This window comes from Staphylococcus sp. FSL H8-0121, assembly GCF_038008425.1.
Lineage (GTDB): Bacteria > Bacillota > Bacilli > Staphylococcales > Staphylococcaceae > Staphylococcus > Staphylococcus pasteuri.
In genome coordinates this window covers 863,572-884,779 of the sequence record NZ_JBBOZB010000002.1, presented here as the reverse complement: position 1 = coordinate 884,779, position 21,208 = coordinate 863,572, and the positions used below count along the sequence as shown (strand labels likewise).

23 protein-coding genes and 1 other annotated feature are annotated in these 21,208 nt (G+C 31.5%); of the genes, 16 read left to right on the top strand and 7 right to left on the bottom strand.

Annotated elements, in window-relative coordinates:
* Positions 1-111 precede the first annotated feature (111 nt).
* Positions 112-948, bottom strand: a complete 837-nt coding sequence (locus tag LFT63_RS09635) for a ParB/RepB/Spo0J family partition protein (RefSeq protein WP_029056596.1) — start codon at positions 946-948, stop codon at positions 112-114.
* Between the two features lie 256 nt (positions 949-1,204).
* Positions 1,205-1,583: a binding site (T-box leader), on the top strand.
* Positions 1,584-1,645: 62 nt separating this feature from the next.
* On the opposite strand from LFT63_RS09635, the gene LFT63_RS09630 reads away from it, so the two are divergent.
* The 5 genes from LFT63_RS09630 to LFT63_RS09610 are packed head-to-tail and all read left to right on the top strand — an operon-like array spanning position 1,646 to position 8,721.
* Entirely contained in the window at positions 1,646-2,749 is a 1,104-nt protein-coding gene (locus LFT63_RS09630) for a PLP-dependent transferase (protein ID WP_029056597.1), read from the top strand.
* Positions 2,746-3,921 (top strand): cystathionine beta-lyase MetC, encoded by a 1,176-nt coding sequence (gene metC, locus LFT63_RS09625; RefSeq protein WP_029056598.1) that lies wholly within the window; start codon positions 2,746-2,748, stop codon positions 3,919-3,921. The genes LFT63_RS09630 and metC overlap by 4 nt, the downstream gene beginning before the upstream one ends.
* Positions 3,875-5,713: a bifunctional homocysteine S-methyltransferase/methylenetetrahydrofolate reductase gene (locus tag LFT63_RS09620; protein WP_340768937.1), complete on the top strand. Its 1,839-nt coding sequence runs from the start codon at positions 3,875-3,877 to the stop codon at positions 5,711-5,713. The genes metC and LFT63_RS09620 overlap by 47 nt, the downstream gene beginning before the upstream one ends.
* On the top strand, positions 5,710-7,956 hold the full coding sequence (gene metE, locus LFT63_RS09615) for a 5-methyltetrahydropteroyltriglutamate--homocysteine S-methyltransferase (protein WP_340768935.1): 2,247 nt from the start codon (positions 5,710-5,712) through the stop codon (positions 7,954-7,956). Before LFT63_RS09620 ends, metE begins: the two co-directional genes overlap by 4 nt.
* A gap of 21 nt (positions 7,957-7,977) precedes the next feature.
* Complete coding sequence (locus LFT63_RS09610) at positions 7,978-8,721, top strand: cyclase family protein (RefSeq protein ID WP_340768934.1); 744 nt, start codon at positions 7,978-7,980, stop codon at positions 8,719-8,721.
* A gap of 270 nt (positions 8,722-8,991) precedes the next feature.
* Here the strand turns inward: LFT63_RS09610 and LFT63_RS09605 are convergent, their stop codons facing one another.
* Positions 8,992-9,198, bottom strand: a complete 207-nt coding sequence (locus tag LFT63_RS09605; RefSeq protein ID WP_017637506.1) for a DUF6440 family protein — start codon at positions 9,196-9,198, stop codon at positions 8,992-8,994.
* A gap of 94 nt (positions 9,199-9,292) precedes the next feature.
* Here LFT63_RS09605 and LFT63_RS09600 point away from each other — a divergent pair, with 94 nt between their 5' ends.
* The 3 genes from LFT63_RS09600 (at position 9,293) to LFT63_RS09590 (ending at position 11,232) form a co-directional block, all read left to right on the top strand.
* On the top strand, positions 9,293-9,376 hold the full coding sequence (locus LFT63_RS09600; RefSeq protein ID WP_225880645.1) for a type I toxin-antitoxin system Fst family toxin: 84 nt from the start codon (positions 9,293-9,295) through the stop codon (positions 9,374-9,376).
* A 440-nt stretch (positions 9,377-9,816) separates the two neighbouring features.
* Entirely contained in the window at positions 9,817-10,101 is a 285-nt protein-coding gene (locus LFT63_RS09595; protein WP_123186392.1) for a hypothetical protein, read from the top strand.
* 402 nt (positions 10,102-10,503) lie between these two features.
* Complete coding sequence (locus tag LFT63_RS09590) at positions 10,504-11,232, top strand: CHAP domain-containing protein (RefSeq protein ID WP_029056602.1); 729 nt, start codon at positions 10,504-10,506, stop codon at positions 11,230-11,232.
* Positions 11,233-11,457: 225 nt separating this feature from the next.
* On the opposite strand, the gene LFT63_RS09585 is transcribed toward LFT63_RS09590, so the two are convergent.
* Positions 11,458-12,438: a tRNA dihydrouridine synthase gene (locus tag LFT63_RS09585; RefSeq protein WP_046467349.1), complete on the bottom strand. Its 981-nt coding sequence runs from the start codon at positions 12,436-12,438 to the stop codon at positions 11,458-11,460.
* Positions 12,439-12,885: 447 nt separating this feature from the next.
* On the opposite strand from LFT63_RS09585, the gene LFT63_RS09580 reads away from it, so the two are divergent.
* Positions 12,886-13,458 (top strand): LPXTG cell wall anchor domain-containing protein, encoded by a 573-nt coding sequence (locus tag LFT63_RS09580; RefSeq protein WP_340768930.1) that lies wholly within the window; start codon positions 12,886-12,888, stop codon positions 13,456-13,458.
* Positions 13,459-13,534: 76 nt separating this feature from the next.
* Here the strand turns inward: LFT63_RS09580 and LFT63_RS09575 are convergent, their stop codons facing one another.
* Positions 13,535-13,714, bottom strand: coding sequence for a hypothetical protein (locus tag LFT63_RS09575; RefSeq protein WP_017637511.1), 180 nt, complete (start codon positions 13,712-13,714; stop codon positions 13,535-13,537).
* Between the two features lie 52 nt (positions 13,715-13,766).
* A complete protein-coding gene (locus tag LFT63_RS09570) occupies positions 13,767-14,369 on the bottom strand; it encodes a stage II sporulation protein M (protein ID WP_340768928.1) in 603 nt (200 codons plus the stop codon).
* Between the two features lie 532 nt (positions 14,370-14,901).
* On the opposite strand from LFT63_RS09570, the gene LFT63_RS09565 reads away from it, so the two are divergent.
* Together LFT63_RS09565 and LFT63_RS09560 are read left to right on the top strand one after the other, a co-directional pair.
* Positions 14,902-15,102, top strand: coding sequence for a hypothetical protein (locus LFT63_RS09565; RefSeq protein WP_340768925.1), 201 nt, complete (start codon positions 14,902-14,904; stop codon positions 15,100-15,102).
* Between the two features lie 191 nt (positions 15,103-15,293).
* Positions 15,294-15,926, top strand: coding sequence for a class I SAM-dependent methyltransferase (locus tag LFT63_RS09560; protein ID WP_181910905.1), 633 nt, complete (start codon positions 15,294-15,296; stop codon positions 15,924-15,926).
* A gap of 267 nt (positions 15,927-16,193) precedes the next feature.
* Here LFT63_RS09560 and LFT63_RS09555 read toward each other — a convergent pair whose 3' ends face one another.
* Complete coding sequence (locus tag LFT63_RS09555) at positions 16,194-16,436, bottom strand: hypothetical protein (RefSeq protein WP_117239374.1); 243 nt, start codon at positions 16,434-16,436, stop codon at positions 16,194-16,196.
* Positions 16,437-16,776: 340 nt separating this feature from the next.
* On the opposite strand from LFT63_RS09555, the gene LFT63_RS09550 reads away from it, so the two are divergent.
* Together LFT63_RS09550 and LFT63_RS09545 are read left to right on the top strand one after the other, a co-directional pair.
* A complete protein-coding gene (locus LFT63_RS09550; RefSeq protein ID WP_046467337.1) occupies positions 16,777-16,977 on the top strand; it encodes a hypothetical protein in 201 nt (66 codons plus the stop codon).
* Positions 16,978-17,006: 29 nt separating this feature from the next.
* A complete protein-coding gene (locus tag LFT63_RS09545; protein ID WP_017637598.1) occupies positions 17,007-17,189 on the top strand; it encodes a hypothetical protein in 183 nt (60 codons plus the stop codon).
* 304 nt (positions 17,190-17,493) lie between these two features.
* Here the strand turns inward: LFT63_RS09545 and LFT63_RS09540 are convergent, their stop codons facing one another.
* Positions 17,494-18,639, bottom strand: a complete 1,146-nt coding sequence (locus LFT63_RS09540) for an MFS transporter (RefSeq protein ID WP_340768918.1) — start codon at positions 18,637-18,639, stop codon at positions 17,494-17,496.
* A gap of 687 nt (positions 18,640-19,326) precedes the next feature.
* Here LFT63_RS09540 and LFT63_RS09535 point away from each other — a divergent pair.
* Genes LFT63_RS09535 through LFT63_RS09525 form a run of 3 tightly spaced genes read left to right on the top strand, consistent with a single transcriptional unit; the run spans position 19,327 to position 21,091 of the window.
* Positions 19,327-19,806 (top strand): HTH domain-containing protein, encoded by a 480-nt coding sequence (locus tag LFT63_RS09535; protein ID WP_340768916.1) that lies wholly within the window; start codon positions 19,327-19,329, stop codon positions 19,804-19,806.
* Positions 19,807-19,820: 14 nt separating this feature from the next.
* Positions 19,821-20,141, top strand: coding sequence for a hypothetical protein (locus LFT63_RS09530; protein ID WP_017637593.1), 321 nt, complete (start codon positions 19,821-19,823; stop codon positions 20,139-20,141).
* A 29-nt stretch (positions 20,142-20,170) separates the two neighbouring features.
* A complete protein-coding gene (locus LFT63_RS09525) occupies positions 20,171-21,091 on the top strand; it encodes a membrane lipoprotein lipid attachment site-containing protein (protein ID WP_117239372.1) in 921 nt (306 codons plus the stop codon).
* Positions 21,092-21,208: the final 117 nt, after the last annotated feature.

Genomic DNA, 21,208 nt, shown 5'->3' with positions numbered 1-21,208 from the left:
TCAATCATTTCATAATTAAATCATTATATCTTAAAATCACGATTTTTTAATCGGTCTACGGTTTTATAAGCTACTAATATATTGCTGTTTATATTATTTTAATCATTACGATTACTCAAAATTTTGATTAAGTTGTTTAATTAACAACTTAAATTCTTCTTCTGATTTGAATTCAAATGTAATTTTTCCAACACTCTTTTTAGTTGATATATCAACTTTAGCACCATATTGTTCTTTTAGTTCTCTTTCTTGTTTTTGAATAAATTTAGGTTTGTTTAATTTAGGTTCGTCTGTATTTATCTTTGTGGAGTTTTGGTTTAAATAATCATTGATATAACTTTCTAAGTATCTTACGCTCCATGATTCTTTAGCTGCTTTTTTAGCTACTGTTTTCATTTTTTGAGGAGATTTTAAACCTAATAGTGTACGTCCATGGGCTCCAGATAACTCACCATTTCTCACCATCTTAGCAACATCAGTAGGAAGTTTTAATAACCGCAACATGTTAGCAATATATGGACGTGATTTAGCAAGTCGTTGAGCTACTTCTTGTTGTGTTATATTTAAATCTTCCATAAGTTTCTTATAACTTTCAGCTTCTTCAATCGCGTTTAAATCTTCTCGTTGTAAATTCTCAATGATGGCTAATTCCATCATATCTTCATCAGATAAATCTTTAACAATTGCAGGAATTTCAGTTAAACCTAATTGTTTAGATGCTCTAAAACGTCTCTCACCTACAACAATATAGTAACCTTGAACAGTTTTTCTTAAAACAATAGGTTGTAATACACCATGTTGTTTTATCGATTGTGCCAAATCATTTAATTTATACTCATCAAATGTTTTTCTCGGTTGATAAGGATTAGCTTTGATTAATGCTAATGAAACGGAATGTATATGTTCATCTTTGTTTAATTTTAATCTTTGATCTTCTTGATGAGCCATTTTTTCACATCTTTCTATATGAATTTAACGCTTTGATATTGATGTATATCGTATCTCTATTCATTTTAAAAATTTACATCTTTTTTCACAAGTAGTAATGATAACTTACAAGAAATTCTTTTCATATTGTTTAACTATGTCATCAGCGTAACATTAATATCAGAATTTATTTTTTAATCTAAATTTTCAGAAAAATTGTTGACAAATGATTCTACTATATGTAAGCTATGTATTAACAATTACAAAACGAAACATTTTACACACTATAAAAAGGAAAGTAAAACTTACACTGCTTATACAGAGAATCTTCACAAGCTGAGAGAAGATATTGAAAGAAAGTTTGAAAATGGCCTTGGAGTGTTGATGCCAATACGAGGTATCAACGGGTTCGCCCGTTATAGCGATACAGTATTAACATTTTGTTAAATGGCGTACTGGAATTTCTAGACGCACATTTTATCGTTAATACTCATTTCTTCAGTTTGAATTAATGAGTTTTTTTAATGATAATTTTGTGATTCTTATTATTTATCAGTGCCTCTTATTTTAGCAATATGGTGTACTGATAGAGGTTACTTTAGCAATAAAGTAGCAAACAAAGGTGGTACCACGAAACTAAAGCTTTCGTCCTTTACATCCGAATCTATCGGGTTTAAAGGACGGAAGCTTTTTTATTTTAATTAAGGAGGGTCTAGTAATGAAGGATACAGAACTAGCACAAATAGCTTTAACTAAAGATCATACAGGAGCTATCGCAAATCCAATATATTTATCAACTGCTTACCAACATCCTCAACTAGGTCAGTCAACAGGTTATGACTATACAAGAACTAAAAATCCTACTCGCTCAGCATTTGAAGAATCATTCGCCAAATTAGAGAAAGGTGTTGCATCATTTGCAACATCTAGTGGAATGGCTGCGATTCAATTAGTTTGTAATTTATTCAAACCAGGAGATGAAGTCTTAGTCGCTTTTGATTTATACGGAGGTACTTTTAGATTATTTGATTTCTATGAACAACAATATGGCGTGAAGTTTAAATACGTTGATTTTCTAAATTATGAAGAAGTTGAAAAGGCAATTACACCACAAACAAAAGCACTTTTCATTGAACCTATTTCAAATCCGCAAATGATAGATATTGATGTCACACCGTATTACGTATTAAGTAAACAACGTCATTTACTGACAATCATTGATAATACGTTTTTAACGCCATACCTATCAACACCATTAGAAGAAGGCGCTGATATTGTTTTACATTCAGCAACCAAATATATAGGCGGACACAATGATGTTTTAGCTGGTGTAGTAACAGTTAAAGATGAAAGTTTAGCTGAAGAACTAGGACAATTTCATAATATGATAGGTGCTACCCTTTCACCTTTAGACAGTTATTTATTACAAAGAGGGCTTAAAACACTACATCTTCGTATTGATCGTTCTCAAGAAAACGCTAAAAAGTTAGCTACTAAATGTCAGGAATTAGAAGCAATTGATGAAGTACTATATAGTGGTCGCACTGGAATGTTAAGTTTACGCCTCAATAAGGCGTTTAGCGTCCCTAAATTTTTGGAAAATTTAGATATTTGCATCTTTGCTGAAAGCTTAGGCGGTACTGAAACATTTATTACATTCCCCTATACCCAAACTCACGTTGACATGCCTGACGTAGAGAAAGATAAACGTGGTATCGATGAACAGTTAATTAGATTATCAGTCGGAATAGAAGATTATAACGATATTGAAGCAGATATTATTCAAGCTTTAGCGCATTCAAAATTAGGAGTGATTTCATGAATTTATCAATAGATACTGAAGTGATTTTTGATGAACGACGCGGAAAAGATTATATTTCAGCAAATCCACCTTACTATGATTCATCAACATTTCACCAAGATCAACTTGGTGGCAATCAACTATATGACTATGCAAGAAGTGGTAACCCAAACAGAACAATTTTAGAGGAAAAATTGGCACACTTAGAAAATGGAAAATATGGATATGCTTTTGCTTCTGGCATAGCAGCAATATCTGCAGTTTTACTTACTTTAAAAACTGGTGACCATGTCATATTACCTAATGATGTATATGGTGGTACTTTTCGCTTAACAGAAGATATTTTAAAACGATTTAATATCGAATTTACAACAGTAGACGCTACGCATTCAGAAAATATTAAAAAAGCTGTTCAACCTAATACAAAGTTAATTTATGTAGAAACACCATCTAACCCCTGTTTTAAAGTGACAGATATAAGAGCCGTTGCAAAAATAGCTAAAACACATCAATTATTACTAGCAGTTGACAATACATTTATGACACCACTAGGCCAATCTCCTCTAGAACTTGGTGCAGATATTGTCATTCATAGTGCAACTAAGTTTTTAGGTGGACATAGCGACCTACTTGCTGGTGCGGTCATCACTAATCGTGAAGATGTAGCTGACGCATTATATTTAATACAAAATGGTACTGGAAATGCCTTATCTTCATATGATAGTTGGACATTAGCCAAACATCTTAAAACATTTCCTGTCAGATTCAGACAATCTGTAGCAAATGCAGAACAACTAGTAACATTTTTAAGTCAAAGAAATGAAATATCAGAAGTATATTACCCAGGAAATAACAAAATACATCTCAAACAAGCTAAGACCGGTGGAGCGGTTATTGGCTTTAGGTTAAAAGATGAAACAAAAGCCCAAGCATTTGTAGATGCCCTTACTATCCCACTCGTGTCAGTTAGTTTAGGCGGTGTTGAGACGATATTATCTCATCCTGCCACCATGTCACATGCAGCAATACCAGAAAATATTAGAAACGAAAGAGGTATTACATTTGGATTATTCCGCTTAAGCGTAGGATTAGAAAATCCGGATGAACTCATTGCTGACATCAACTACGCTTTAAAGGAGGCATTTAATGAGTCAATTTCTGAAGAAATTACAGAACAACGTTTTAGTAGCTGACGGTGCAATGGGAACTATTCTTTATTCCGAAGGCTTGGACACCTGCCCTGAAGCTTATAACTTAACGCATCCTGAAAAGGTTGAACGTATCCATCGATCCTATATAGAAGCTGGCGCTGATGTTATTCAAACCAATACGTATGGAGCCAATTTTGAAAAGTTAAAAGTCTTTGGTTTAGAACATAAAGTTAAAGAAATTCACAAAGCCGCTGTCCAAATTGCTAAAAAAGCCGCAAACAATGACACTTTCATATTAGGAACAGTGGGTAGCTTTAGAGGTGTTAAACAAGATGAATTAAGTCTTTCAACAATTCAATATCACACGGAAAATCAAATAGATACTTTAGTAGATGAAGGTGTAGATGCCCTATTATTCGAAACTTATTATGATTTAGAAGAATTAACAGGCATTATCGTTTCTACTAAAAGAAAATATGACATTCCAATCGTAGCGCAATTGACCGCTTCAAATACAAATTATTTGGTAGATGGAACACCTATCAACGATGCGTTAAAACATCTTGTAGAATGTGGTGCAGATATTGTAGGACTCAATTGTCATCACGGTCCACATCATATGCAACGTTCATTTTCACATATTGAATTACCTAATAATGCTTTTCTTTCCTGCTATCCAAACGCAAGCTTATTAGATATTAAGAATAGTGAATTCAAATATAGTGATAACGCTCAATATTTTGGTGATATAGCTCAAGAATTAATTCACGAAGGTGTGAGATTAATAGGTGGTTGTTGTGGCACCACTCCTGAACATATTAATTACATTAAAACATCCGTGTCTAATTTAAAACCGGTCAATCATAAAAACGTTATACCAATTCATAAGAAAGTTAATCGCGAGAAAGATATTAGTTTCAAACAGTCTCTGACTTCAAAGGTGAAACAAGGACCTACAGTTATAGTCGAACTTGATACACCTAAACACTTAGACACTGAACAATTCTTTAATAATATTGGCAAACTAGATGATGCCGATATTGATGCTGTCACTCTAGCAGATAATTCATTAGCTACTGTCCGTGTTAGTAACATTGCTGCTGCAAGTATTATCAAACAACGATTCAACATTGAACCGCTAGTTCATATTACTTGTCGTGACCGAAATCTAATAGGCTTACAATCTCATCTATTAGGCCTGTCATTAATTGGCGTAAATGAAATTTTAGCCATTACAGGTGATCCTTCCAAAGTCGGTCATTTACCAGGAGCAACTAATGTCTATGATGTTAACTCAAAAGGTTTAACAGAAATCGCACTTCGCTTTAACCAAGGTATTAACACAGATGGTGATGCGCTGAAGAAACATACGAACTTTAACATCGCCGGAGCATTTGATCCGAATGTAAGAAAACTTGATGGAGCAGTTAAACGCCTTGAAAAGAAAGTAGCAAGTGGCATGAGCTATTTCATAACACAACCTGTATATAGTAAAGAAAAGATTAAACAGGTCTATGAAGCTACGAAACACTTAAACACACCTTTCTTTATAGGTATTATGCCAATCGCAAGTTATAACAATGCTCTATTTTTACACAACGAAGTACCTGGCATAAAAATGTCAGAAGATGTACTTAATCAATTCAAAGCAGTTAAAGATGATAAAGAAAAAACAAAAGAACTTAGCCTTAGACTTTCTAAGGAACTTATCGACACGGTACATGAATACTTTAATGGATTGTACATTATCACACCTTTTCAAAAGGTCGATTATTCATTAGAACTAGCAGCATATTCAAAATCTATTACCACTCATAAGGAGGCAATATTATGACAACAATTAAAACATCAAACTTAGGATTCCCGAGATTAGGTAGAAAAAGAGAATGGAAGAAAGCTATCGAGAGCTATTGGGCTCAAAAAATTGATAAACAAACTTTAGATCAAACACTCACTGACTTACACAAAGAGAACCTTTTACTACAAAAAAATTATAATTTAGACAGCATTCCTGTAGGTGATTTCTCTTTATATGACCATATCTTAGATACATCATTATTATTCAACATCATTCCTGAACGTTTCCAAGGCAGAGAAGTCAACGATGACTTGTTATTTGATATTGCACGTGGTAATAAAGAACATGTCGCAAGTGCCTTAATCAAATGGTTTAACACAAATTATCACTATATTGTACCTGAATGGGATAACGCAGAACCAAAAGTAAATCATAATGTATTATTAGAACGATTTAAATATGCACAATCAATTAATGTTAATGCGCACCCTGTTATTGTAGGACCGATTACCTTCGTAAAATTATCAAAAGGTGGTCACCAATCATTTGAAGAAAAAGTAAAAACGTTACTTCCATTATATAAAGAAGTACTACAATCACTTGTTGATGCTGGCGCTGAATATATCCAAGTTGATGAGCCAGTCTTGGTTACAGATGAAAGTGAAAGTTATGAAAGTATTACTAAAGAAGCCTATGATTATTTTGCAGAAGCAGGTTTAGGAGAAAAATTAGTTATTCAAACATATTTTGAACGTGTAAATCTTAAATTCTTAAGTTCATTACCAGTTGGTGGTTTAGGACTAGATTTCGTTCATGATCATGGATTCAACTTAGAACAAATTAAAGCTGGTGAATTTGATAAGAATAAAACTTTATACGCAGGTATTATCGATGGCCGAAACGTTTGGGCTGCTGATATCGAATCTAAAAAATCACTTATCGAAACATTGCAACAGTACGCACAAAATATTGTTATTCAACCATCATCTTCATTATTACACGTCCCTGTTTCATTAGATGACGAAACGCTAGATGAATCTATCGCTGAAGGTTTAAGCTTTGCGACTGAAAAATTAGATGAATTAGATGCTTTACGTCGTGTATTTAACGACAATGACACTACTAAATTTGATGAACTTAAATCTCGATATGAACGATTCCAAAGTCAGTCATTTAAAAACTTAGAGTATGATTTTGATAGTGTTCCAACACAACGTCAATCACCATTCTCACAACGTAAGCAAGCACAATACGAAAGATTGAACTTACCAGATTTACCAACAACTACTATCGGTTCATTCCCACAAACACGAGAAGTTCGTAAATTCCGTGCTGATTGGAAAAATAATCGTATTTCAGATGAAGCTTATAATGAGTTTTTAGAAAATGAAATTGCACGTTGGATTAAAATTCAAGAAGATATTGGACTTGATGTACTTGTACATGGTGAATTCGAACGAAATGACATGGTTGAATTCTTTGGCGAAAAATTACAAGGATTTTTAGTTACTAAATTTGGTTGGGTTCAATCATATGGTTCACGTGCTGTAAAACCACCTGTTATTTATGGTGATGTTAAATGGACTGAACCATTAACAGTCAAAGAAACCGTTTATGCTCAAAGTTTAACTGATAAGCCGGTTAAAGGTATGCTTACTGGTCCAGTTACAATTTTAAACTGGTCATTTGAACGTGTAGATATCCCACGCAAAACAGTACAAGATCAAATCGCCCTAGCTATTGATGCTGAAGTATTAGCATTAGAAGAAAATGGTATTAAAGTAATCCAAGTAGACGAACCAGCCCTACGAGAAGGTTTACCGCTTCGTTCTGAATACCATGAACAATATCTTAAAGATGCCGTACATTCATTTAAATTAGCAACATCATCCGTCAAAGATGAAACACAAATTCATACGCATATGTGTTATTCTCAATTTGGTCAAATCATCCATGCAATCCATGATTTAGATGCAGACGTGATTTCTATTGAAACATCTCGTAGTCATGGTGATTTGATTAAAGACTTTGAAGATATCAATTATGACTTAGGTATTGGATTAGGGGTATATGATATCCATAGCCCTCGTATCCCTAAAGAAAATGAAATTACCACTGCTATTAATCGTTCTTTACAACAAATTGATCGCTCATTATTCTGGGTAAACCCAGACTGCGGATTAAAAACACGTAAAGAAGATGAAGTTAAAGAAGCATTAACTGTACTAGTTAACGCTGTTAGAAAGAAACGTGAAGAAAATAATGCTACAACAGCATAAAATAAATTAAGGGTGATGCTTATGACAAACTATCCTTTATGGGATCAATTAAATCAATTGAAAGAATCAACATGGGTCGATTTAACACATACTTTCGACCCTGATATTCCAAGGTTCAGTGATTTTGAAAAAGGTGAAGTATCTACATTATTTACAGTTAAAGAACATGGTTTCTATGTGCAAAGATGGAATATTGTAACCCAATATGGTACACACATTGATGCACCTATTCATTTTGTTGAAAATCAAAGATATCTTGAAGAATTAGATTTAAAAGAATTAGTATTACCATTGATTGTCTTGAATTTTTCAAAAGAAGTTGCAGAAAACCCAGATTTTATTGTAACTCGCAAACATTTAGAACAGTGGGAAGCTGAAAATGGTCAAATTGAAGACGGCACATTTGTTGTACTGCGCACAGATTGGTCTAAACGTTGGCCAGATATCGAAGCATTTGAAAACAAAGATGAAGATGGTAACCAGCATTTACCTGGTTGGGGATTAGACGCACTCAAGTTCTTAATTGAAGAACGTCATATTAAATCAGTTGGTCATGAAACATTTGATACTGATGCTTCAGTTGATATTGCTAAAAACGGCGATATTGTAGGAGAACGATATGTTTTAGGGAAAGATACATTCCAAGTCGAATTATTAACTAACCTAGATCAATTACCTACACGTGGTGCCGTCATTTATGCAATCAGCCCTAAACCTAAAGACGCACCTGGTTTCCCAGTTCGCGCATTTGCGATAAAGCCCTAGTAAGTATAGAGCCCCCCTATTCTGTACTTGAGCGTTGACACATATCCAAAATAACGATAAAACACTCCCTAATATAAATCATGCAACGGGTAACGTACTATTTAAAGTGCGCTCTACCCGTTGCATTTATAATTACATCATTTTATGTAGTCTTTTACTTTTCATTGCCATTAAAAACTTTGCTAATACTTATTAAAATAAGGATAGTTACTATTCCACCTATGATCATAGGTAACAAGGTAAAACCTCCTTTAAAAATAAATATGTATATTAATCATCTTTCAATGAAGTTGTGTCTACTTTAGATACATTACCGTTTTCATCTAATAAAGGTGTAATGCCACCGCCTGTACTAACCCATGTCGCAAGATATTGAATGCCCGTATCTTTATCAGTTAATACATAACAACGTACATTTGAGTTCTTAGAGACATTTTCTACATTAAAGCGATTATCATTCTTTTTGTTATTAAACATCAATTAAAGCCTCCTTTATTATCAATCTCTAATTATCTATTTCACTAAACTATTATTTGAAACGTATAATTTGGTTGCCATTAAGAAAAGTAGCATATGCTATGAACAAGCCACTATGATAAGTGGCTGCATCGTTGCTTTGTTTACGCATTGGCTACGTAAGCGCAATGATAAATAGGCGATTTTAGCCACACTAAAAAATCCCCTAACTATAGGCGTAGTTAGGGGATTTGGTGCATATTTGAATGAAATATTTGTTAATAATATAGTAACATAATACACCATGAAATGCAACACAATTATGTGTGTAGTAACTGAATCCCTCTATTTCCCTTAGATTCCATCTACATATTCACGTATTTTCTTAAGTGCATATTCAATATTTTCCTTGGATTCATAAGCAAATGATAGACTAATAGCATTCATATATCGACTAAATATTCAAAAGAAAGTATTTAATTAAAAGCCAAACTGGAATCCCCTTTTAATCAAGTTAAATTGACTAGACAAAAATCATTAACCTTTTCAGATTCTTTTCCAAAACATCATAAAATTTTGTTACTATAAATTTAAACGAATTGGTAATTTTATTTAAGAATGCTAATTGGAGTTGATAATATGAGTACTATTAATAAAGATGAGAAAAACACAAATATAAACAAATTATCCTTTTACTTGAATATAGCTAGTGGGACATTGATTATTATAGGTATATTAATATTTATCCTTCGTATCATATTGGATACTATGTATGGAGGTTCTCCTTTTAAATCAGTAGAGAGCATCTTTATTGTTGCCGGATTATTAATATCAATTGTGGCATATGCTTTAGAGAAAAACTGGAAAGAAGTCATCATATCTATTATTGTTACTCTATTCGTCATATTCATTCTATTCACATAAATTAACAAGCACTCAACTACGAGTGCTTGTTTTATTTTGAGAAATAATAGAACTCATATTAATCACTTTAACCATAAATCCCTCTCTCTCAATTATTACAACTTTCTGTAATGTTAATGCGCATTCAATAAAGCCAAAATATTAAATTAATATAGTAAACATCTACACTTCACGTTTTGTTACAGCAAGTAATATTGGAAAGTCTTTTGTTACGGAGATGTGCAACTGAGTTGAATTTCAATTACGAAAACGTAACATCACCCATAACCTCAAATTCTTCTGTTAGAGTATACCTTGTCGTTGGGAGCGACGAAAAAATATAAATAAAACTGACGGTGTATTCTACCTATCGCTACTTCAATTAATGGTAGAATCACAAATTTTTGGGAGGACTTATTTATTATGAAAAAAATCGTTACAATTTCAACTCTAACAGCAGGCATCGGTGTAGCAGCAATAGGAATAAATGCTAATCATGCAGACGCTGCAGAATATAATCACCATCAAGCACCTCAACAACAAGGTCAATTTAATCAACAAGGACCTAGAGGGTTTAATGGACAATTTAATCAACAAAATCATCAAAATTATAATCAAATGAATGGTCAATGGCATCCGCAATATAATCATCAATCTAGCGGTTATAAACAACCTCAGTTTAAACAACAATCATTCAATCATAATAACAACACATCAAATTCAACATCAGTAAGTAATAGTTCGTCATCAAGTTCAAGCAGCTCTAGCTCATCATCAAGTAGTTCATCTACAACTACATCAACTTCAAAACAAACAACATCATCTACATCTGGTAACTTATACACTGCTGGACAATGTACTTGGTACGTTTATGATAGAACTGGTGGAAAAATCCCTAGTACATGGGGCAATGCGAACAACTGGGCAAGTGCAGCACAATCTTCTGGTTATACTGTAGACAATAGTCCTGAAAAAGGTTCTATCCTACAAACATCTGAAGGTACTTATGGTCACGTGGCTTATGTAGAAAGTGTCGGTAGTGATGGATCCGTTACTGTTTCTGAAATGAACTATTCAGGCGGACCTTATGTAACAGACACTCGTACGATTTCAGCTAGCCAAGCTAAATCTTACAATTATATCCACTTATAAAAGTTTGAATTCGACATATGTTTTTAATAACTGAAAATGTTTAACTGTTTATCTTATAAATAAAAAGAGATTAAAAATGCGATAAATATCCAAAAAACACCCCTGCTAGCCATATGGTTAACAGGGGTGTTTAGTGTATTTAAATTTATAATATTTATCCATACAAATGCACCCCGTAAAGTTAGATTTTAGTCCAACCTTTGGGATGCAACATTATCTCACTTCTTAAATTTCTACGTCTTCTTCTATATTGGCTTCAAATTCATCAAGCAGTTCACGTGCTTCGGCTATCGATTTTGTCTCCATCAATTGGTGCCTCAACTGACTAGCGCCTTTGATACCTCTTACGTATATTTTGAAGAATCTACGTAAGCTTTTGAATTGTTTGGCTTCATCTTTATCATATTTTTGGAATAATGATAAATGTAGTCTTAACAATCCTAATAATTCTTTACTCGTATGTTCACGTGGTTCTTTTTCAAAGGCAAATGGATTGTGGAAAATACCTCTACCAATCATGACACCATCAACGCCATATTTTTCAGCAAGTTCAAGACCTGTTTGTCTGTCTGGAATATCACCATTAATTGTTAATAATGTATTCGGTGCAATTTCATCTCGCAATTGTTTAATGGCTTCGATGAGTTCCCAGTGTGCGTCGACTTTACTCATTTCTTTACGTGTACGAAGATGGATAGAAAGATTTGCGATGTCTTGTTCGAAGACGTGTCTCAACCAATCTCTCCATTCATCAATTTCATAATAACCTAATCTCGTTTTAACACTTACAGGTAATCCGCCTTCTTTAGTCGCTTGAATAATTTCAGCCGCAACTTCAGGTCTTAAAATTAAGCCAGATCCTTTACCTTTTTTAGCAACGTTTGCTACAGGGCAACCCATATTTAAATCAATACCTTTAAAGCCCATCTCTGCTAAACGGACACTTGTTTCGCGGAATTGCTCGGGTTTATCTCCCCATATATGTGCAACCATAGGCTGTTCATCTTCACTAAATGTTAAGCGTCCACGAACACTATGCACGCCTTCAGGATGACAAAAACTCTCTGTGTTTGTAAATTCAGTGAAAAACACATCCGGTCTAGCCGCTTCACTCACGACATGACGAAAGACGATATCCGTCACATCTTCCATAGGAGCTAAAATGAAAAACGGACGTGGTAGTTCACTCCAAAAATTTTCCTTCATAATATATTTAAACCTTCTTATCTATTAGTATCTCGTATTTTTATGCATGATGATATTACCACAAATCATGAACTTATACAAAAGGAATTTAGACAAGTCACCCACTTGATCCAAGTATGTCTAAGGGTAGTCTAAAAATAATATGATTATAAAACAAATGTCTACTCTATTCTATTATTAGTTATACAATTTAACATTTAAAGGCTAATATTCTTATTTCTGAATGCCTATTTTTTTGATCGTAGTTTAAATATCCTTCAAATAAGTTAACCCCTTGATTTTGTAAATAAAACTATATACTTCAACCAATAATATAGACATTTAATGACAATTATTTTGTATTGTCTAAATACTAAGAATTATTTTAAAAATATTATTTTTTTATTTAGTAGCCTATGTTATTATTTAGTTGCAATATTCAAAAAATTATAGATGGGAGATATTTTTATGAAAACAACTAAAATTTTAGGGGCAACAACTTTAGCAGGAGCATTATTATTTACAGGGGTCGGCGCTACTCATTCAAATGAAGCACACGCTGACACACAAAAGGTTACTTTACCTACACCTGATCAATGGCAAAAACAACATGACCGTTTACTAGAATCACGTCTTGCTGGTCATGGTGGAGAAGGTGGCGGACCTGGTGCAGTAAATAGCTATGACAATAGTTATAATGAGTACGTTCAACATAATTTAGATTATGAAAAGAAATACGGAATGGTTCATTTTGTAATACCTTCAGAAGGTAAAGCTTATTTAAACGGTCAAGATACACAAGGTAATGATCAATCATCTCAAGCTACTGACAATACTGTAGCTGCTCAAAACAACGGACAACAAGCTCAAGCTACTGATAACACAGTAACTCAAGCCAATACTCAAGCACAATCTGAAGCTCAAGCTTTACCAGAAACTGGTGAAACATCTAACACAACTTTAGTTACTATGATTGCAGCAGTAATGTTAGCAGCAGGTGCTTTATTAACATTCAAACGCTTTTCTAAAAATAATAAATAAGTTCATATAGATTAATTTAGAGTACAAAGCATTACTTTGTACTCTTTTTATCCCTGTTCTTTATGTTTTTCATAGTTCATCTGCCATTTTTGGGCGCTAATTTATCTCTTAATATTAAACAAATAATCATTAAAATGATAATTGGTATAAAGTAATAAAACGCATTTATATTTGTAAAAAATTCAAGTCCAAAGTAAAGAACGAATAATACAGAAAAGATAATATTAAATAATAGTCTTAAGTTTCTTTTTGTCATACCTCGTTCAAACCTCCACTCTAATTTTAGAAACTTGCCTATCAAAATATATTTAAGTGAATAAATTATTTATAAAATCTGTAAAGTAGGTTTCTAAAAAGGCTGCGATAATATATAGAGGTAAAGCAATTAAAACATAGATTTTGACTAGGTTAGTAAAGGCTAATTTAATAGAATAATTAGTTTTTTTAGTTTTTCTAAACGTATTACTTACTTTTCTAACAATTGCTTGATTAAATTTATACAATGCACTAACTACGAAACAAAATGCTAGTAATTCTATAATTGCATGTGGAATCGATGAAACTACCATTATTATACCTTTGTGCAAGTCAAAGTTAATCGCAAAACCAAACATAATTCCAGTTATAACTGTAGTAGATATTAAATTTAAACAATATAAAAATGGAATTGGAATTAAAGAAAGTATGAACATTTGTAACGGAGTTTTAAGACCATTATTTACAATATATTGCCAAACTTTTCCTAAACCATGTGTTGCAGTTATACTTATTTTATCTCCAATATGTTTGAATGTCTCTAATGAAGGACTAAATATAAGCGCTAAAATAAATGTGATCAACAAAACAATCATTGTACAAATAAATACTTTGAATGCACGTTTTACATAATTTTCATCTTTAATTTCGAACACTACTCACACCTCATTAATGAAAGTTTTAAAATATGTTAAATCTTTAAAAAATTATTCTCTCTTATATTTTTAACATAAAATGATTTCTAGTTACCATTAATTTTTAATTTATTTTTTATTTTACAATCTTAATTTATTAATTATATTCCATCTACATTAGATTCTGATATAGAACTTTGTTAATATTTTATTAATTATTATTCTATTAAATATTTTAATATTACATGATTTGGTTAATAATAAATGTTTTTCTACAAAGAAATCATTAATATTGATTTATTAAAATATTTAACTCCAATTTTAATAAAAAGAATGCCATAGAAGGAGACTTTATTATGAAGCATCTACGGAGATTTTTATTCTTTTTTATATTAATTTTTATAGTTCATTACGTTATTGACTGGATTTTAGGTAAAGATTTTTCATGGGGTGACTGTCTAGCAACCAGTATTATATTAGCTTTGTTTTTTACTCCAACTTCTGATTTACTGAGGGATAAAAATAAATAAAAGTTTGATGCTAGTACTTAAAGATGAAAGAGGTCGATGATATGTCTACATTAAGAACTATTTTAATAATTTTTATATCTATTTTTGTTGGTAATATGGTATTGATGATTTTCGAAAGTGCTCCAATCAATATATGGATTGCTAGATTAATTGGTGGCATCGCATGTGCTATTACTGCCTTGATAATTACTCGCTATTATCAAAACAAAAAATCTAAAAATTGAAAAACTATTCAACTCAGATATTGACTTAAAATACAAAAGACAACTTTTAATTAAGTTGTCTTTTCTCTGACTTTGCAATAAAACCTACATATTCCATAAGGTAATAAGACTTATATGATGAAATATAAAACAAAAAGTAGTATTTTAAAGTTGACGATTTCTATATGATTACTCAAAAAGGGGACTTCTTTATGCGGTTTATGGATATTTTTAAAAATTGGGCAAACGATTATGACCAAACAGTAAATGGTAATAACGAGGAATACTATGATGTATTTTATAACTATAACGATCTAATTTCACAAATATCTAAAAAGGTTTATGGTGATGTTCTAGATATTGGTGCTGGTACCGGAAATTTAACAGAGTTAATGTATAAAAATAACGATATAAAAAACATTTTGTCTATTGATCCTTCCAAAGAAATGCGCGAGGTTGCTAAAAAAGATAAAAATATCGATATTGAATATGGACACTTTTTAGATATTCCTACAACTAAGAAATTCGACTTTATTGTTGCTTCATTTTCTTTTCATCACCTTACTTATAAAGAGAAAGATACTGCGTTTAAGAATATGAAAAGGCATTTAACTACAGATGGTCGTATTATTATATTAGATACGTTATTCAAAGATGAATTATCTAAAAAAGAAATTATAGAGAAGTATACAAAAAAGAACTACATTAATTTAGTTGAAGACTTAAAAACTGAATACTATCCCTATCTAGAAGAGATAGACACTTTACTTAAGAAAAATGATTTCCAATATACTATCACTCAAAAAAATACTTTTGCATGGGAAATTATCATAGAAAACAAATGATAATTAAAAAGGCTAAAAATTGAAGATGATTTGAGTCAAATGTTGAATTAAAATACAAACAGCCTGGGACATAAATCAATGTCTCAGGCTAAAATTTTATATTGGCAGTAGTTGACTGATTTGAAAATGCACTTGTATCAAGCTTTTTTCAATTATAGTCAACCTTGCCGGGGTGGGACAACGAAATAAATTTTGGAAAAATGTTATTTCTGTCCCACTCCCTTAATACTGTCTATTCGACTATGCGAGTTAAAAACATATAACTTATTATTGCTTAATTTTTTTAAGGATAAAAGAAACACAAGCACATACTACGATTAGACCAATTAATATAGCTCCAGAAACCAAAGTATTTCCTGTCCATTCAATTCCTACCTCTGAACTACCATTACTTTCAAAATTAGCGTAAGAATTAAATACCAATAATAATAACAGACCAATGCTTGAAATCACACCAACAACATCAAAAACGAATTTAGTATATGGATATTTTATGTTTTTAGTTAGCATATTTTCCACACCCTTTTTTCTTCAACATAACATATTAATCTTTATGTGTAATCGGTATATATGAATTATTCATTTTAATTTAATATTTTTCACTTTGAATATATTAATCTAATTCCTTTGTTTTTATAAAAATACATAAAATATGTAGATAAATATTGTATTTTTAAGTTATCATAAATTATGAGAAGTATTTTAATGAAAAGAGAATTTTTTACGATAAAACATTATATTCAATAATAAAACTAGATGAATAGAAATGTGTAATCATTAGCTATCCCGTTAGAAAAACCTTATTTAAAAAAATAGAATTTTAAAAGTAACGTGAAAGGTTGACTATACTATGACTAAATCTAAAATAAGAACTATTTCTTTTTTACTGTTAACTTTATTTGTAATCGTATATGGAATACTTGTCATTACAACAGATTACATTAATGCTCTATATTCATTGCTATTTGTTGCTATTGTCGCAGTATGGGGATTTACCACAGATATTTTAACTAAACCTAATAAGGAAGATGATGAACATAACAACAACTAAAGTGAATTTATAGAGGTGAAACATAATATATGGAAAACCATAAATCAATGCTTATTTTAACCACTATTTTATTTTTAATTTGTTTAACCGTTGCTGCCTATTTCATTTTTTATGAGCATAACTATTTGGCTAGTTTATATCCATTAATTTTGGCTTTTGTAGATAGCGTTAAATTTTATACATCATATCAAAAATTAAAAGAACATAAATAATTAAAACAAATGAGGTGTTTTAACATGAACGCTGAAACTTTATTCATGATCATGATTTGTTGTGGTTTATTACCGATAATCATTTCTATGAACGAACGTAATAAGAAAAATAAAAAATAGACTAAATTATTATAGATAAATGTATCCCCTCAAAGTTAGATTCCAATTCTAATTTTGAGGGGATTTTTCGTTGATAAACCATACAAATTTCGTTTTAAAAATAAAACCATAAATATAAAGAACATATGCCGTATTCACTTTTCAAAAAAATCATCTATTTTTCTAAAACAGTCCGCTATACATATTAGCTATGTTTTATTCGAGATTTAAACCAAATCATTCCTAATACCGCTGATAACGCGCATGATAGTGTTAGTAATACAATATGACTGTTTTCTATTAAAATGCCTCCAACGACAGAACTTAATGTGATTCCTAAATACATTGCTGTTTGATTCCATGACATGGCACTGCCGGATGTTTCACGATGGCGCTTAGATATAAAGGCTTGAAAGGCCGAAAATACAATATAACCACTTATACCTAATAATGTTAATAAAGGATAAACTAGATAGATATTTTTAAACGTAATCCCTACTAGCACTAAAGCAATGGCTAGTCCGATAAATGTGCTAGAAATCAATGTGTTATTTTTTAAGCGATCGGAAAGTACGCCACCTAGTAGACTACCTACAAGTGCACCAACACCATAAAATACAAAGGCAACACCCACAATACTTGAATTTAAATGATTAATATCTCGTAGTGCACTGCCTAAATAAGTGTATAAACCGTAAATCGCAAATGCCCAAAATGTAGTCACAACAACATCTTTGATAATAGGAGAAAGTGTTTTAGCATCAAGCTGACGAGCACTTCCAGAATTAATATGATTTGGATATATAAATATGATCAAAATAGCACTGATGATCGAAGCTATTGAAAGATATAAAAATACAGTTCTCCAATTTGTAATGTTACTTAAAAGATTTCCTAGTGGAGCACCAATCCAAATTGAAGTTAAAAATCCAGAAGTTGCTATGGATAGCCATAATCCTTTTTTAGAAGACGGTGCGAGATCCCCTGTTATCGCAAACACTGAAGATGTAATCATAGACGCAGAGGTACCAGCAATAATTCTACTAATTAACAGTAATACAAAGTTTGGAGTTAAAAACGTTAAAAAATTAGATAACGCAAAGAAGATTGAACCAACGACTATATTACGTTTTTTCCCCCATTTATCCGCTAATATCCCAAATATTGGAGCCATGATAGCATACATAATTGAAAATACTGTCCCAGACCAACTAGCTTCATATTTAGAGATATCAAAATTTTGTTGAATGTTTGGCAACAAAGGCGATATGACAAATAAATCCGTACCAATGATAAATAACGTAATCCATGAAATCACTAATTCTAGTATTTTAGTAATTTTAATATTCACGAACAACACCTCTAAAATTTATTATCTATATATAATTGTAATCCTTTTAATTTGAATTTTAAAATTAATTACAATTAATCAATTAATGGATTATATTTTTAAAGGATAACAATATTATTTAGACATTTAAGGAGATATACGAAAGCAATCACCCCAAAGGTGGATATTCAATCCACCTTTGGGGCTTTTTAAATACATTAATAACCCTTTCAATTTCATTCGACAATTCATAAATCAACACACCACTAAACCAAAATCGAAATTATTTTTTCAAAGAAAAAATAATTTTTAACTGCACGTTCTCTCCTTATACTGCAACACATCCCTATCCCCTCCTCCAAATGAAACTTTGTTCATTCCAAAGTTCAAGTTCAAGAGAAACAATTTTCAATTGTTTCTTAGTTTACAACTTGAATACGTAAAAAAGGAGGAAGAGACATGACATATATTCAAGTTTATATTGAACTATTAATAAAACACAGTGCCCCACCATAATCACAAATCAATCATTACTAAGACGACTAGAACCACGACACATTTTGTCAGTGGTTCTATTTTTATTTCTACCAACTTAAAACACTCAAAACATCATGATAAAGTGTTTTAAATCCATATCTACAAAATCATTGAAACGACAATTATCAAGCAACTTTTTCAATATAATATGGCTAGGGAGGGCACGACACTGTGGGGTACAAAACAAAAAGAATTTTATCTATTTATAAAAAATTGTTATCTAACCATCACGTGAACGTTAAACATATGGCTGAATTTTTTAATACAAATGAACGAACAATTCAAAGAGATATTAAAGATATTAAGTCATTTTTAAATACACATAATCAAACAATAATATACGAAAAATCAACATGTAATTATTATTTATCACATCAATTCACCCAAGACGATGACCCTACTTATATCAATGTAACTTATGAAATGACTTATCAACTCTATAGACAATTAAACAAACAATATGAAACGTATACCATTCAAAGAACGCGTCAAACAATCACTGTGGTTCTTGCGATATCAGAATCTGATGCGCTTAACCTCTGTTTCATGTATCGACATTCTATACGTATGGTGTCACCTCAAACATTAATTGAGACATTTAGCAAAGAACTATGGAAATTACAAAATAATTATATATTAAACAAAATTTAAAGGAGATTCCTCACATGAAAAAAATTCTAATACTATTAACTTTACTAATTACTTTTGCGGCGGCTTGTTCTAATGGCCCCGCAAAACAAGCTGAAGGAAAATGGAAAAACAGTGAAGGTCAAGAACTGACAGTTAAAGACGATAAATTAAAAGTTAACATTGAAGGATCTACAGTTGAAGGAACGATTAAAGACGATGAAGACCATAAAGATTTAGCTAAGATCAAATTGGTAGGTGAAACAGCTTACGTTAAAGTCAAAGATGACACACTTACAGTTACCGAAGAACCCGGTGAAGCAGCAGATGACGAAACTACATTCACACGTGTGAAATAATATTTTAAATTCAAAGGATGTTTTTTATAGTGAAAAGAATTTTAGTAAGTATATTAGGTGCAACATTACTATTAACAGCTTGTAGTACATCACATCAAGACGACGGTCAGTCTAACTCAAGTCATAAAACGGAATCAGACAAACATCAAACTCAGGATAGTTCACATCATTCAACTAAAACTGTTCAACTTAAACAATTATTAGACAATCCAAAAGAACAATTAATCGTTACATTAAAAAACGATAGTGTTCCAAGTGAAAAAGTATCTAACAACGATTTCATCAAACATCCAAAAGATAGTTTGAAAAAATTCAGTATCACTAATATTGGCTATATTAAAGACGGACAAGGTTACAATTATAGCGACAAAATCAATGATCAAGTAAGTTTTGATCAACTCGTTAGTACTGATGTTTCGGATATTGACCGTAAATTAACTAAGCTAACAGAATATGAGATGAATCATGGCATTAATGATGACCAAAATAAAGTCAACATTAAATACGAGCCTTCTGATTTGAAAACTATTTTATACACTAAAAAAGGTGACGCTCTCAAAGAAGACGTGCAATTAGCCGATTATCAAAGAGAAATGGATATGAGTGGTGACATTAGTGAAGAAAAAACAGATTGGCTATCTAACCATAACAAAATTGATGAAGATGGCTTAAAAAGTAACTTCCCTCAATCGTCAGACTACGAAATCGAGCCATTTGAATATAAAGGTAAAACATTTGCCGGATTTGCGAAATTAACGAGTGATGTTGATAATGACAATCAACCTAAAATTGATCAATATATTTCAGAATTAACATTAGTTGAAGTACCAAAAAATACTAAAGTCACTAAAGATGACAAAGATGACGTAACTAAAGTCATTGATTATAACGATACCGATTCTGGCAAACAAGAGAAAGACAAAGAAGATCATTCATTCGACAATTTATAAACTTCTATGTATAGGCACCATTAATCACTGTATTTATGGTGTCTTTCATTTTATAAATCATTATCTTATTTCATTTTAAAAAACCTGTATTGGGAGGTTAAAAACCATGACGAACTA